This window comes from Bradyrhizobium sp. USDA 376, assembly GCF_054063675.1.
Window position 1 is genome coordinate 4,952,403 of the sequence record NZ_JBSSGN010000001.1, and the last position, 13,042, is coordinate 4,965,444.

The 13,042-nt window shown below is 64.9% G+C and carries 15 protein-coding genes; 7 read left to right on the top strand and 8 right to left on the bottom strand.

The features are described from left to right. Positions 1–8: 8 nt before the first annotated feature. From hyi to ACVJ19_RS23085, 3 genes are all read left to right on the top strand, one after another. The gene (gene hyi, locus ACVJ19_RS23075; RefSeq protein ID WP_453951301.1) at positions 9–794 is read left to right on the top strand and encodes a hydroxypyruvate isomerase; all 786 of its coding nucleotides are present in this window, start codon (positions 9–11) and stop codon (positions 792–794) included. Positions 795–997: 203 nt separating this feature from the next. Beyond that, positions 998–1,885: a 2-hydroxy-3-oxopropionate reductase gene (locus ACVJ19_RS23080; protein WP_453951302.1), complete on the top strand. Its 888-nt coding sequence runs from the start codon at positions 998–1,000 to the stop codon at positions 1,883–1,885. Positions 1,886–2,000: 115 nt separating this feature from the next. Then, complete coding sequence (locus tag ACVJ19_RS23085) at positions 2,001–2,384, top strand: DUF1236 domain-containing protein (RefSeq protein WP_453951304.1); 384 nt, start codon at positions 2,001–2,003, stop codon at positions 2,382–2,384. 57 nt (positions 2,385–2,441) lie between these two features. Here ACVJ19_RS23085 and ACVJ19_RS23090 read toward each other — a convergent pair whose 3' ends face one another. From ACVJ19_RS23090 to ACVJ19_RS23100, 3 genes are all read right to left on the bottom strand, one after another. Next, positions 2,442–2,804 carry a VanZ family protein gene (locus ACVJ19_RS23090; protein ID WP_453951305.1) on the bottom strand — a complete coding sequence of 121 codons (363 nt, stop codon included), beginning with the start codon at positions 2,802–2,804 and terminating at the stop codon, positions 2,442–2,444. 77 nt (positions 2,805–2,881) lie between these two features. Next, entirely contained in the window at positions 2,882–3,478 is a 597-nt protein-coding gene (locus ACVJ19_RS23095; protein ID WP_453951306.1) for a thiamine pyrophosphate-dependent enzyme, read from the bottom strand. 8 nt (positions 3,479–3,486) lie between these two features. Further along, entirely contained in the window at positions 3,487–4,038 is a 552-nt protein-coding gene (locus ACVJ19_RS23100) for a thiamine pyrophosphate-binding protein (RefSeq protein ID WP_453951307.1), read from the bottom strand. Between the two features lie 242 nt (positions 4,039–4,280). Here ACVJ19_RS23100 and ACVJ19_RS23105 point away from each other — a divergent pair, with 242 nt between their 5' ends. Then, positions 4,281–5,330 (top strand): hydroxyacid dehydrogenase, encoded by a 1,050-nt coding sequence (locus tag ACVJ19_RS23105; RefSeq protein WP_453951308.1) that lies wholly within the window; start codon positions 4,281–4,283, stop codon positions 5,328–5,330. A gap of 116 nt (positions 5,331–5,446) precedes the next feature. Continuing rightward, positions 5,447–5,887, top strand: a complete 441-nt coding sequence (locus ACVJ19_RS23110; RefSeq protein ID WP_456739429.1) for a flagellar basal body rod protein FlgC — start codon at positions 5,447–5,449, stop codon at positions 5,885–5,887. A gap of 32 nt (positions 5,888–5,919) precedes the next feature. Here ACVJ19_RS23110 and ACVJ19_RS23115 read toward each other — a convergent pair whose 3' ends face one another. Continuing rightward, positions 5,920–6,861 (bottom strand): ornithine cyclodeaminase family protein, encoded by a 942-nt coding sequence (locus tag ACVJ19_RS23115; RefSeq protein ID WP_453951310.1) that lies wholly within the window; start codon positions 6,859–6,861, stop codon positions 5,920–5,922. Between the two features lie 164 nt (positions 6,862–7,025). Between ACVJ19_RS23115 and ACVJ19_RS23120 the strand changes: the two genes are divergently transcribed. Continuing rightward, on the top strand, positions 7,026–7,238 hold the full coding sequence (locus ACVJ19_RS23120) for a hypothetical protein (RefSeq protein ID WP_270169416.1): 213 nt from the start codon (positions 7,026–7,028) through the stop codon (positions 7,236–7,238). Between the two features lie 2 nt (positions 7,239–7,240). Here ACVJ19_RS23120 and ACVJ19_RS23125 read toward each other — a convergent pair whose 3' ends face one another. From ACVJ19_RS23125 to ACVJ19_RS23135, 3 genes are all read right to left on the bottom strand, one after another. Beyond that, positions 7,241–7,816 (bottom strand): N-acetyltransferase family protein, encoded by a 576-nt coding sequence (locus tag ACVJ19_RS23125; RefSeq protein ID WP_453951311.1) that lies wholly within the window; start codon positions 7,814–7,816, stop codon positions 7,241–7,243. A 6-nt stretch (positions 7,817–7,822) separates the two neighbouring features. Next, complete coding sequence (locus tag ACVJ19_RS23130) at positions 7,823–10,180, bottom strand: Orn/Lys/Arg family decarboxylase (RefSeq protein ID WP_453951312.1); 2,358 nt, start codon at positions 10,178–10,180, stop codon at positions 7,823–7,825. 81 nt (positions 10,181–10,261) lie between these two features. Further along, a complete protein-coding gene (locus ACVJ19_RS23135; RefSeq protein WP_211401110.1) occupies positions 10,262–10,741 on the bottom strand; it encodes an Lrp/AsnC family transcriptional regulator in 480 nt (159 codons plus the stop codon). Between the two features lie 143 nt (positions 10,742–10,884). Between ACVJ19_RS23135 and ald the strand changes: the two genes are divergently transcribed. After that, positions 10,885–12,000 carry an alanine dehydrogenase gene (gene ald, locus ACVJ19_RS23140; protein WP_453951313.1) on the top strand — a complete coding sequence of 372 codons (1,116 nt, stop codon included), beginning with the start codon at positions 10,885–10,887 and terminating at the stop codon, positions 11,998–12,000. Between the two features lie 30 nt (positions 12,001–12,030). Here ald and ACVJ19_RS23145 read toward each other — a convergent pair whose 3' ends face one another. After that, positions 12,031–13,014, bottom strand: a complete 984-nt coding sequence (locus ACVJ19_RS23145; protein WP_453951314.1) for an OmpA family protein — start codon at positions 13,012–13,014, stop codon at positions 12,031–12,033. Between the last annotated feature and the right edge of the window lie 28 nt (positions 13,015–13,042).

Below are 13,042 nucleotides of genomic sequence, written 5' to 3' on the forward strand. Positions count from 1 at the left end.
AGAGCATCATGCCGAAATTTGCCGCCAACCTCACCATGCTCTTCAACGAGATGCCGTTCCTCGACCGCTTCGCGGCGGCGAAGGCGGCGGGTTTTGCCGGGGTCGAATATCTCTTCCCCTATGATTTCGACAAGGCGCAGCTGCGCGAGCAACTGGAGGCCCATGGGCTGACGCAGGTGCTGCACAATCTCCCCGCAGGCAACTGGGGGGCGGGCGAGCGCGGCATCGCGATTCTGCCCGACCGCACCGTCGAATTCCGCGACGGCGTGTTCCGCGCCATCGACTACGCCAAGGCGCTCGATTGCGACCAGCTCAACTGTCTCGTCGGCATCGCGCCTGCCGATGCCGATCCGCGCGAGCTTCAGGAGACGCTGGTCGGAAACCTGCGCTTCGCCGCCTCGACGCTGGCCCGCGAAAATATCAAGCTGCTGGTCGAGCCGATCAACACGCTCGACATTCCCGGCTTCTATCTCAACGGCACCGAGCAGGCGGTGCAGCTGATCTCCGAGGTGCGCTCGAACAACCTCTTCATCCAGTACGACATCTATCACATGCAGATCATGGAGGGCGATCTCGGTCGCACCATGCAGGAATATCTGCCCCAGATCGCCCACATCCAGCTTGCCGACAATCCCGGCCGCCATGAGCCCGGCACCGGCGAGATCAACTATCCCTTCCTGTTCCGCCATCTCGACGCGATCGGCTATCGCGGCTGGATCGGCTGCGAATACAAGCCGCGCACCACGACGCTGGAAGGCCTCTCCTGGCACGCGGCGCAGACTTTTGAGACGTGAGGAAACGGCGGTGCACTCCCTCTCCCGCTTGCGGGAGAGGGTTGGGGAGAGGGTGTCTCCGCGATGGGGCTGCTGAAGTGCGCCGAGAAAATCCCCAGTGGAGAGAACCCTCACCCGGCACTGCGTGCCGACCTCTCCCGCAAGCGGGAGAGGTGCACCGCGCCCGCGGATCGACTTAGCCCAATTCTAGAGGAACAAAAGACATGATCGACATCGGCTTCATCGGACTTGGCACCATGGGACGGCCGATGGCCGGCCACCTCCTGGCGGCGGGCCATCGCGTGCTCCTGCATGACGTCGCGCCGGTCGCGGCTGAGCTGATCTCCGCGGGCGGCATCGCCTGCAAATCGGCCAAGGAGGTCGCGGAAGCGGCGGATGCCGTGATCATCATGGTGCCGGATACACCGCATGTGGAGGCCGTGCTGTTCGGCAAGGACGGCGTCGCGAGCGGCATCTCCAAGGGCAAGATCGTCGTCGACATGAGCTCGATCTCGCCGCTGGCGACGAAGGAGTTCGCGAAGAAGATCGAAGTGCTCGGCGCCGATTATCTCGACGCGCCTGTCTCGGGCGGGGAGGTCGGCGCGAAAGCTGCGAGCCTCACCATCATGGTCGGCGGGCCGGAGCGGGCCTTTGGCACCATGAAGCCGGTCTTCGACAAAATGGGCAAGAACGTCACGCATGTCGGCGCCAATGGCGACGGCCAGACCACGAAGGTCGCCAACCAGATCATCGTCGCGTTGACCATCGAAGCCGTGAGCGAAGCGCTGCTGTTCGCATCGAAGGCCGGTGCGAATCCCGCGCTGGTGCGCAAGGCGCTGATGGGCGGCTTCGCCTCGTCCCGGATACTCGAGGTGCATGGCGAGCGCATGGTGAAGCGCAATTTCGATCCGGGCTTCCGCATCGAGCTGCACCAGAAGGATCTGAATCTCGCGCTCGAAGGCGCGCGTGCACTCGGCCTCTCGCTGCCGAGCACGGCGGTGGCGCAGCAATTGTTCTCGTCCTGCACCGCGCATGGCGGCAAGGCCTGGGATCATTCCGCGATGGTGCGGGCGCTGGAACTGATGGCGGGCCACGAGATCACTGCTGCCTGAACTGTTACGCGGTAACAGTCTCCAGTTTTGATGCGTCTTTCGCCATGAGGGAACCGGAACAATGCTCCGGCTCCGCGGGTTGAAGCTGCACAACAATCACTGGAGGCGTAAGGACATGAAAACCCGTCTTGCGATTACGTTGGCTGCCGCGTCGCTGCTGGCGTCGAGTGCGGCCTTCGCTCAGTCGACCACGGAACAGGGCGCCAGGGACGGCGCGCGCGCGGGCGGCGAGGTCGGCGGCCCGATCGGCGCGATGGTCGGCGGCACCGTCGGTGCGGCGGTCGGCGCGGGCCTCGAAATTCCGAATGCGGTGCTGGGCGGTATCCCGCGTAGTGATTCCGTCGTGATTCACGAGCGCGTCGTTGTCGGTGAGCCGCTGCCTCCGACCGTGGTGCTGCGGCCCGTGCCGAACTACACCGAGTATCGCTATGCGGTCGTGAACGATCGCCGCGTGATCGTCGAGCCGCGCACGCGCCGCGTCATCAAGATCATCGACTGATCGGCGCAGTACAGGCTTTGAAGAATCGGGCCCTGCGGAGCATCGCTTCGCGGGGCCTCAGCTTGTCTGGGCCGAGGTTGTCCGAAACCGGGTCATGACCCAATCGGCGACGGCGGCGAGCGCAAAGCCGACGCAGGCGGTGCCGGCATCGACCAGAAAATCCTCCAGTCGCGCATGGCGCCCCGGCGCCCAGAACTGCATCAACTCGAGCAGGCCGATCAGGACCACCGAGACGGCCGCAACTGCGAGCCGCCGCTGCCGGTAGGCGAGGCCGAAGGCCAGCCCGACAAGGATGAAGGCCAGCGCATGCTCGCCGTCCTGGCCGAGATCGGAATGGGGCCGCAGGCCCGGAGGCCCGAGGGTTGCAAAGGTGACGGCGGCGGCGAGCAGCCAGGCAAAAAAACGAACAAAAATGGACATCCGTTGCCGATAGCACGGAATCGCGACAGCCCGTTGCAGCGCGAGAATCAGATCGCCGTGTAGTTAATGACAAAACGTTAAAGTGGCTCGCGCACGCCGAGGCCGTGCATGAAGCGCTCCCGGATCTGCACGGGATCGCGCCTTGTGGTGCCGACGCCCGGCTTGTCGTCGATGCGGACCGCGATCAGGCTCGGCTCGGAGGCCGACATCGCCTCCTCGACCAGGCGCTCGAAATCCTCCTCGTCCGCGGCCCAGGCGCTGTTGGCGAGCCCAGAGCCGATCGCGATGGCGACGATGTCGGCGACGTCAGCGGCCGGCGTCGGCTGCGCGCCGGTGATCTGGTAGATGCCGTTGTCCATCACGATCATGATCAGGTTCTTCGGCTTCAACGCCGCGATCGTCGAGAGCGCGCCGAGCTGCATCAGGAGCGAGCCGTCGCCCTCGAGCGCGAAGACGCGGCGCTCGGGCTGCGCCAGCGCCACGCCAAGCGCGATCGGGAAGGCGAGGCCCATGCTGCCGAGCATGTAGAAGTTCTGCGGGCGGTGGCCGGCGGCCCAGAGGTCGAAATTGGTGTTGCCGATGCCGCCGATCACGGCTTCCTCGTGCTCGAGCTTTGCGATCAGGCGCGAGGTGACATCGAGGCGGTTCATCACCTCGGTATTGCGCGTGGTCATGGAGGCGCTCACTTGTCGAAGACCTTGCCGCCCGTGAGCAGCGGGTTGAGGATCAGGGCCACCGGCGCCTGCGTGGTGACGGCCTGCTTGATCGAGCGATCCGCAATGAATTCGAGCTCGTCGAGCCGGGTGATGGTGTGATGCTCCAGCGCCAGCGAATCCAGCACCGGCCGCATGGTGCGGCAGACCAGCGACTGGCCGTAGTTGAACTCGCCGAGCGTGCCGCGCTCCGAGACGAACATGATCAGCGGGATCTGGTAGGGCACTGCGAGCGAGGCCAGCACGTTGGCGAGCGTGGCAAAGCCCGACGTCTGCATCAGCACCGCGCCGCGCCGTCCGCCCATCCAGGCGCCGGAGACGATGCCGACGGCCTCTTCCTCGCGCGCGGTGGCGAAGGTGGTGAAGAAGGGATCGGCGTGCAAATTCTTGATCAGCGGCGTCAGCACGCGGTCGGGCACGTAAGGGATCAGGCTGATCTCGTTCCGCTTCAGGGTCTGCAGGACGATGCTGTGCCAGCTTCTGTCGCCGGTCCCCTGCGTCTGCTGTTCCGCAATCGCCATTGCGTTCTCCCTCGAGCCGCGCATGCTTCTTGGTTCTGGCCGTCGCGGCGGTTTGCCGAACTTGACGCAGGCAGCGGGATTGTCAACATGTCCGGGCCGGCACCGTGATCTGCGCCAGCCGGCCTGCCGTGGCCGGCACCGCCATGGCATAAGCGGCTATAACCAGAAAACGGGAGGGGCACGGACGGGCGCGCATCGCGCTGACCTTGCGGACCTCCCACGAGAGAGCCGGAAGGGTCCTGATGTCCGTCAACAGCAAGCGCGTCGTCTACTCCAATTATTTGGCCAATCCGATCTATATCGACATCCTGAAGGCCCGGCCGGACGTCCGGCTCGATCGCATCGAGAATGGGAGCCCTGAAGATGTCTACGCTCCGCTCCTCGGCGCTACCCATGTCTACCAGATCGGCGCGGCCCGCGACGAACTGGCGCCGCATTTCCATGTCGATGCCGCCTTCCTGAAGCGCACGCCGAATTTGCTGCTCGTCTCCAGCAACGGTGCCGGCTTCGACCCGGTCGACGTCGAGGCCTGCACGGCCGCCGGCGTCGTGGTCGTCAACCAGTCCGGCGGCAATGCCCATTCGGTCGCCGAGCACGCGCTGGCGATGATGCTGACGCTGTCCAAGCGCATCATCCAGTCCGATCGCCGCCTGCGCCGCGAGCGCGACGTCAACCGTAACGAACTCGTCGGCAACGAGGTCGAGCACAAGACCGTCGGCATCATCGGCCTCGGCAATGTCGGCCGCCGCATCGCCGCGCTCTGCAAGGGCCTGCTCGGCATGAAGGTGCTGGCCTATGATCCGTATCTCACCGCCGAGGTGATGGCGGAGCGGGGCGGCGAAAAGGTCGAGCTCGACGAGCTGCTGCGCCGCGCGGATTTCGTCTCGATCTCCTGCCCGCTGAACAAGGGCAGCCGCAACTTGATCAGCACGCGCGAATTCGCGCTGATGCAGCCGCATGCCTATTTCGTCACCACGGCGCGCGGCTTCATCCACGACGAGGACGCGCTGCTGCAGGCGCTGCGCGACAAGCGCATCGCCGGTGCCGGCCTCGACGTCTGGTCCAAGGAGCCGCCGCCGCCGGAGCATCCGCTGCTCCAGCTCGACAACGTGCTGGCGAGCCCGCACACCGCCGGCGTCACGATCGAGGCGCGCCAGAACATGGGCCGCATCGCCGCCGAGCAGGTGCTGGAAACGCTCGACGGCAAGCGCCCGCCGCGCATCATCAATCCCGAGGTCTGGCCGCGTTATGCCGAACGCTTCAAGCAGGCGTTTGGCGTGATGCCGGGGTAGGGCGCGCGAAGTCTGATCGTGCTCCCATCGTTGGTTACGAGGCTGAAAACAGAAAGCGGCGGATTTTACCGATGCCGTGAATGAACGCGTATGACTTGTCCTGTAGATCAGGGAGCATGAGCATACTTTCGATTGCGACATCGGGACTTTCTGCGGCGAGCCTGCGCGTGAACGCGGCCGCGAGCAATATCGCCAACGTCAACACGACCGGCCCGCTGCCTGCGTCAGGCGGATCGAGCACATCGGCCGGTTCGGGCATTGCTCCGACGTTTCCCGCGGCCTATGTGCCGTTGCGCGTCGATCAGGTCTCCCAATCCAGCGGCTCGACGCCCGGCGGGACGGTCGCGACCGTGTCGTCGGTTTCGCCGAGCTATACTGCACAGTCGGACCCAAGTGCTCCCTTCGCAAACCAGGACGGCCTGGTCGCTGCGCCGAATGTCGATCTCGCCAACGAATTCGTTGAGCTTGCGACCGCAAAGTACAGTTTCATTGCCAATGCGAAGGTCATTCAAGCCTACTCCGAAACGACAGAGTCGCTGCTCGACATCACGACGTGATGGCCGACGAGGGCCCTTGTCTAGGGGAGCGTCTACCCCAGCTTTGCGCCGAGTTGCTGGAACACGGCCTCGCAGGTCATGAGATCGAGATGGCCGCCGCCCGCGTTCTTGAAGAAGGTGATGTCGGACGGTGACGTTCGTCCCTGCACCCGGCCGCCGGCGAGATCGTAGAGATCGCCGAGGACGTCAGCCTCGTTGATCGCGCCGCTCGCGATCGGCTGCAGGATATCGCCGACGCCATGGAAGGCGGACTCCCTGCGGTCCACGAAGACGCGCGACATCTTTGCCGCGTCGTCGTCAGCCTCGCGCGTCTGCGGCGTGTAGCCGCCGACGAGGTCCAGATGTGTGCCCGGCCGCAAATTGCTGCCCTTGATCAGCGGCTGGTGCGCGCGGGTGCAGGTGGTGATGACGTCGGCCTCGCCCGTCGCGGCGTCGAGATCCGTGACCGCCTCTGTCTTCACGCCGTCCGCCGCCAGTCGCTTGGCGAGATCATCTGCCCGCTCCGGGCTACGATTCCAGATCAGCACGCGCTGCAGCGACGGCCGCACGGTGCGATGGCCCCGGATCAGCCATTCGGACATTTCCCCCGCACCGACGCAAAGCAGCGTCTCGGGATTGGGCGGGGCGAGCAGTTTCGTGCCCAGCGCGGAGTCCGCCGCGGTGCGCCAATGCGTGATCTCGGTCCCGTCCATCGCCGCCAGCGGCCGCCCATTGGTGCCGTCGAACAGCACGCACACGGCCTGCACCGCCGGCATCTTGCCTTCCGCCAGATTGGCCGGAAAGCTGGTGAACATCTTGCTGGCCATGTAGCGGCCGGGATCGACCGCACTGCGGATGACGTACTGCCCTTTCTCGTCACCGAGGAAGGCGTCCAGCACCTCCATCTTCGGCCGGCGATGCGCTGCCTCCAGGGCCGCGATGAGGATCGGAAAGGTCAGAACTTTCGTGACTTCGGTATCGGAGACAAAGTGCAAGGCAAAATCCTCATGGGCGGTCGGCATTTGCCCATAAACCCGCGCGGTGGGTTCCGCAACGAGTCTTCGGCCGGGACTCGCCAGGCCTTGATCCGCGTCAAAATCTTCTTACCCCGTCCGGCCTAAATGGGATTAGAGTGCCGCCGGGGCAGCAGGGAGGTCCCATGTCAACTTTTGTGGTCAAGTTCATGAAGGACGTGCTCGGCCAGTACGGCCGCGAGATCGAGGTGTGCCAGGGCACGCTCGAGATCGATGCCGCCGACGAGGACGAGGCCAGGGAACGCGCGAAGGCGAAGTTCTGCAAGGACCAGGCGTTGCATCATTGGTCGCTGCATGCCGATCGCATCCACGTCAGACCGGCTGATTTTCCCTCGTAGGGCTAACGCCCGGGCGCCGTGACCGGCGGGGGCGCCGTCGTCCCCGCGCCGAGCGAGCGTTGCACCATGACAGTGTCGGACCAGCGGCCGTGGCGATAGGCGACGCCGCCGAGCAGGCCGGCGCGCGCGAAGCCGAACTTCTCGTGCAGCGCCAGCGAGGGCGCATTGTCCGCGTCGATGTAGCCGATCATCTGGCGAAAGCCGGCCGCAGCACAAGCATCGATCAATTCCTGCAGCAGAAGCCGTCCGACCCCGCGGCCGAGATGCGCGTGATGGACATAGATCGAGTGCTTGGCGGTGTAGCGATAGGCCGGGCGCTTGCGGAACAGCACGGCATAGGCATAGCCGACGACCTCGCCGCGCCAGGTCGCAACCAGATGCGGCAGGCGGGTCTGCTTCAAATTCTTGCGGCGGTCGCGCAAGTCGTCCGGCTCCGGCGCACCGGTTCCCTCGACATCGCGCGGCACGCCAGTGCGGACGTGATGGCGGTAGATCGCCAGCATCGCCTCGACATCGCTCTCGCGTGACGGCCTGACCAGGACGGGCTCGTCACTCGCGCGCGCAGCTGTTTCGTTCATCGGCACCTACTCGGCAACGACGTAAGTATAGAGCCCGATGCGCCCCTGGGCATCAATCTCCTTGTAGACGCCCTGGATCTCGACGTCGAAGCCTGGGAAGGTGTTGAAGCAGGTCTCGAACATCTTGAGATAATCGATCATGGGTTTGGCCCGTTCCGTCAGCCGCTCGCCCGGCACGATGGTGGCGATGCCGGGCGGGTAGACCACGAAGGGCGTGGTGGCGATGCGGCCCGCGATCGCCTCGATCGGCAGATAGTCGACGTCGTTCTTGAACAGATAGCGCGCGGCATCGCGGGGCGACATCGCGATCTCGGGCATGTGCTCGGGCATGAACTGCCGGGCCTGGAGCGCGCTGACATCGGCGGCGCGGAAGAAGCGGTGCATGTCGCCGCAGAGGTCGCGCAGGCGTACGCCGGCATAGCGCGCCTGTCGCCGCAGATAGAATTCCGGAATCGCGTCGGCCAGCAGCGCATTGTCGTCATGCAGCCTCTTGAACGCGACGAGGCCCGAGATCAGCGTGCCGGCCTTGCTCGCCTCGACGCCGGGGGTGAGCAGGAAGAGCAGGGAGTTGAGGTCGTTCTTCTCGGGCACGATGCGGTTCTCGCGCAAATATTGCGCGACGACCGGCGCGGGGATGCCGTGCTCGGCATAGGCGCTGGCGGCGCGGTCGAATCCGGGCGTGAGCAGCGTCAGCTTGTTCGGATCGGTCATGGCAAAGCCTTCCGCGAGATCGGGAAAGCCGTGCCAGTTGGTATCAGGAGAGAGCTGCCACAGCGCGGGATTGGTGGCGAGCTCGTCGGTGGACAGCGTCTCCCAGGCGACGTTATGCGCCGCGCCGGGGCGGCTGACATCGGGAATGGCGACGCGATCGGGAACGAAGGGCTCGAAGAACCAGCGGCGATCCGGATTCTGCTCCTTCTCCTCGAACTCCCTGCGCATCGCGCGGACCTTCTTGCGCAGCTCGATGCCGAGACGGATCGTGTCGTCCCACAGCACCTCGCCGGAGCGGCCTTTCATCATCTGCGCGCCGACGTCGAGAGAAGCGAACAATGGATAGAAGGGGGACGTAGAGGCGTGCTGCATAAAACTTTCGTTGAAGCGGCGGTGCTCGACGCGCCGCTTCTGGCCGCGGATGTGGCGGTCCTTGATGTGGATTTGCGAGGCCTGAGAGAAGCTCGCGAGCTGCTTGTGGGTCGACTGCGTCGCGATGATGCCCGGCGCTTCGGGGGCCAGGTTCGCAAGCCCCATGGCGAAGCGGCCGGCATAGAGCGGGTGGAATTTCATGAATCCGGCCCAGGCCTCGTCGAACAGGATGTAGTCGCAGAGATGGCCGATACGCTTGATGATCATCTCGGCGCTGTGGATCGACCCGTCATAGGTGCACTGCTCGACCACGGCGACGCGGAACGGCCGCTCCTTGCGCCAGGCATCGCGATCCTTCACGAGGGGATGGTTGCGGATCGCCTCGCGCAGGGTCTTCTCGTCGAGCATGTCCCAGCGCATCGGTCCGATCAGGCCCCAGGCGTTGCGGACGGTCGGGACGTAGACCGGGATGCCGCCATTGATCATCAGCGCGCCGTGATGGGCGGCCTTGTGGTTGTTGCGGTCGAACAGCACGAGATCGCCGTCGGTGACGAGGGCGCCAAGCGCGACCTTGTTGGAGGTCGAGGTGCCGTTGAGCACGAAATAGGTCTTTTCCGCGCCGAAGATCGCCGCTGCTTCCTTCTGCGCCTTCAGCGCCGGGCCCTCATGGGTGAGGAGGTCGCCGAGGTCGAGCACGGAATTGTCGAGGTCGTCGCGGAACACGGACTCGCCGAGATGCTCGACGAAGACCCGGCCGATCGGGCTGCGGTTGTAGAACACGCCGCCATTGTGGCCCGGACAGGTCCAGAGCTGGTTGCCTTCCTCGGCATAGTCGACGAGGGCGCCGAAAAACGGCGTCTTCAGCGTCTCGGCGTATTGCTTCAGCCGGCTGATCAGGTTCTTGGCGATGAAGGGCGGCGTCTCCTCGGACAGGAAGACATAGCCGTCGATGAAGTCGAGCACCTCGACCGGCAGGTCCTCGAAGCGCTTGCGACGGATCAGCAGGATGATCGGGAAGTCGAGGCCGCGCCGCCGCATCAAATTGATCAGCGCCGAGGTCTTGCCCTCCAGCCCCTTCTTGCCCCAGTCCACCACCATGCAGCCGATCGCGGCATCGGTCTGCACCGCCATCTCGGCGTCCTCCAGCTTGCGGGCCCGGACCACCTCGAAGCCGGAGCGCTGGATCTCCTCGATGATCTGATTGAAGCGGACGCCCTCGAGGTCGTCGGCGTCGAACATGGGTGCTGCGAACAGGAAGTTGAAGCGCTTGAAATAGTCCATGGTCCATCCCGAATGTGCCAGGGACACAGCTCTCGGCACATTCGATGACAGTTCGATGACAGTGGTGCGGGATGGCGTCCGCTAGCGCTTCACCTCGCCGAACACCACCGTCGGCACGGTGCGGTTGACGATCTCGCGCAGTGCGAAGCTCGATTGCACCCGGGCGACGCGCGGCAGGCGCGACAGCTCGGTGCGGTGAATGCGCTCGAAATCCTGGATGTCGCGGGCGAGCACGATCAGGATGTAGTCGTCGGTGCCCGACATCAGGAAGCAGCGCACGACGGAGGGGCATTTCCCCACTTCCGCCTCGAACGCCTTCAGCGCCTCGTCGCTCTGGCTTTCGAGTGCAATACGCACCAGCACGGTCGTGGTCAGGCCGAACTGCGTCAGATCGAGCGCGGCCTGGTAGGCCTGGATGTAGCCGTCGTCCTCCAGCGCCTTCTGCCGCCGCGCCAGCGCCGTGCTTGAGAGCCCGACCTTGTTGGCGAGCTCGGTGTGGCTGGCCCGCGCGTTGGTCGTGAGTTCCGCGAGGATGGCGAGGTCTTTCCGGTCCAGGGCCAAAGTCTTGTTTCCAGCGTGAAAGGATGTTTCCGCGCCGGAAACCGGCGCGCAGCTCGCCAAACTAGCGGATATTTGCACGAAACCAAACCGGCCCCCTCGCTACGATCAACAACGGAATCAATTCGTTGGCGAAGGAGCGGAAGATGCACGTCGGTGTTCCCAGGGAGATCAAGGTGCAGGAATATCGCGTCGGGCTCACGCCGGGCGCGGTCCGTGAATATGTCGCCGCCGGTCATCAGGTGACGGTCGAGACCGGCGCCGGCAACGGTATCGGCGCGTCCGACGAGGTCTATCGGCGGGCAGGGGCTGCGATCGCCGACAGTGCCCGCGACATCTTCGCCAAATCCGACATGATCGTGAAGGTGAAGGAGCCGCAGCGAAGCGAATGGGCTCAGCTTCGCGAAGGCCAGATCCTCTTTACTTACCTCCATCTTGCGCCGGATCCCGAACAGGCCAAGGGTCTGCTCGCCTCCGGCTGCACCGCGATCGCCTATGAAACCGTCACGGACGCGGCGGGTAACCTCCCCCTGCTCGCGCCGATGAGCGAAGTCGCCGGCCGCCTCGCCATCGAGGCAGCCGGCGCCGCGCTCAAGCGGTCGGCCGGCGGCCGCGGGCTGCTGCTTGGCGGCGTCCCCGGCGTGCAGCCGGCGCGCGTCGTCATTCTCGGCGGCGGCGTGGTGGGAACGCAGGCGGCGCGCATGGCCGCGGGCCTCGGCGCCGAAGTCACGGTGATCGATCGCTCCATACCCCGGCTTCGGCAGCTCGATGATCTCTTTATAGGACGCGTGCGGACGCGCCTTTCGACCATCGAGTCGGTCGAGGAGGAGGTGTTCGCCGCCGACGTCGTGATCGGTGCAGTGCTGGTGCCGGGAGCCAGCGCACCGAAGCTCGTCACGCGCGCAATGCTCAAATCGATGCGGCCGGGCGCGGTGCTGGTGGATGTCGCGATCGATCAGGGCGGCTGCTTCGAGACCTCGCACCCGACCACGCACGCGGAGCCGACCTACGAGGTCGACGGCGTCGTGCATTATTGCGTCGCCAACATGCCGGGTGCGGTGCCGGTGACCTCGAGCCAGGCGCTGAACAATGCGACACTGCCGTTCGGCCTGATGCTCGCGAGCAAGGGTTTTGCCGCGGTGCTGGAGAACCCGCATTTGCGCAACGGCCTCAACGTGCACCGCGGGCGGATTACGAACAAGGCGGTGGCCGAGAGTCTGGGGCTGGAATTTGCGCCGGTGGAGAGCGGGCTGGCGGCGTGAAATCAGAATGGCGTGCACGCCGCCCGCGAGCTACTGCAACACCATCTCGACGCGGCGATTGCGTGCGCGGCCGCTCTCGTTGGCGTTGCTGGCGAGCGGAGCATAGCTCGCCACGCCCGATGCCGACATGCGGTTGCTGTCGACCTTGTAGGTACCGGTCAAGGCGTCGACCACCGACTGCGCGCGTGCTTTCGACAATGTGAGATTCGCATCCAGCGTGCCCTGATTGTCGGTGTGGCCTACGATGAAGACCTTCGCGGCAGCGTTGGATTGAAGGACGCGTGCCATCTCGTCGAGCTGAGGTTTGGATTCAGGCTTTATGCTTGCCCTGCCGGTATCGAAGAATAGGCCGTAGAGCGCCACCTTGCCTTCGTTCTGCAGGCCCTTTGCCATGGCGGCGGCATCGACCGTCACCTTGCTGCCGTCCATCGTCTTGGGCTCGACGATTTCCACCACCGTGGCCACATACTTGCCCGCGAGCGCAATAGTGCCCGGCTTCGCCGATAGCACGGCTACGTGCAGCGTCGTGCCGGAGGCATTCAGGGTGCCGTACCAGTAGCGCTGGCTGCCAGCGTCCTGCCACTGCTGGAGCAATGTGATCGGGCTCCAACCTTCGAGAGATGCCTTGCCAAGCTGCGGATTGGCCGGTTGCTGCTGCAACCGCGAGAAGCTGCGCTCGCCGCAATCGTCAGCGCAGGAATCCACCTTTGTCGCGCCGGCGCGTTCCAGTGCCTGCTCGTAGTTGCGCTGGACTTCCAGCAGGGATTTGCCGGCAGGTGCAAGATAGAACCAGCGTCCCACTCGCCCTTCGAGCTTGACGACATCGGTTCTGCCTGCCGGAAGGCTGGCCTGATCGAATTCCTTCACGTCTTGAGTGACCAGCCAGGATCCGGCGTAGCGGCTGAGCACGGCATGATCACGTGCATTTGGTGCGTCGGCGGGCATGCTCTGCGCCATCGCGGTTGAGGTCATGGCAACGAGGCTGCAAACGATCAGCGATCGAACGAAATGCATCGACACTCTCGAATCTGGAGGGGACAAG

Bases quoted from the DNA above. Each gene is read 5' to 3' on its own strand.
- hyi (WP_453951301.1), top strand. From the start codon at position 9: ATGCCGAAATTTGCCGCCAACCTCACCATGCTCTTCAACGAGATGCCG.
- ACVJ19_RS23080 (WP_453951302.1), top strand. From the start codon at position 998: ATGATCGACATCGGCTTCATCGGACTTGGCACCATGGGACGGCCGATG.
- ACVJ19_RS23085 (WP_453951304.1), top strand. From the start codon at position 2,001: ATGAAAACCCGTCTTGCGATTACGTTGGCTGCCGCGTCGCTGCTGGCG.
- ACVJ19_RS23090 (WP_453951305.1), bottom strand. From the start codon at position 2,804: ATGTCCATTTTTGTTCGTTTTTTTGCCTGGCTGCTCGCCGCCGCCGTC.
- ACVJ19_RS23095 (WP_453951306.1), bottom strand. From the start codon at position 3,478: ATGACCACGCGCAATACCGAGGTGATGAACCGCCTCGATGTCACCTCG.
- ACVJ19_RS23100 (WP_453951307.1), bottom strand. From the start codon at position 4,038: ATGGCGATTGCGGAACAGCAGACGCAGGGGACCGGCGACAGAAGCTGG.
- ACVJ19_RS23105 (WP_453951308.1), top strand. From the start codon at position 4,281: ATGTCCGTCAACAGCAAGCGCGTCGTCTACTCCAATTATTTGGCCAAT.
- ACVJ19_RS23110 (WP_456739429.1), top strand. From the start codon at position 5,447: ATGAGCATACTTTCGATTGCGACATCGGGACTTTCTGCGGCGAGCCTG.
- ACVJ19_RS23120 (WP_270169416.1), top strand. From the start codon at position 7,026: ATGTCAACTTTTGTGGTCAAGTTCATGAAGGACGTGCTCGGCCAGTAC.
- ACVJ19_RS23125 (WP_453951311.1), bottom strand. From the start codon at position 7,816: ATGAACGAAACAGCTGCGCGCGCGAGTGACGAGCCCGTCCTGGTCAGG.
- ACVJ19_RS23130 (WP_453951312.1), bottom strand. From the start codon at position 10,180: ATGGACTATTTCAAGCGCTTCAACTTCCTGTTCGCAGCACCCATGTTC.
- ald (WP_453951313.1), top strand. From the start codon at position 10,885: ATGCACGTCGGTGTTCCCAGGGAGATCAAGGTGCAGGAATATCGCGTC.
- ACVJ19_RS23145 (WP_453951314.1), bottom strand. From the start codon at position 13,014: ATGCATTTCGTTCGATCGCTGATCGTTTGCAGCCTCGTTGCCATGACC.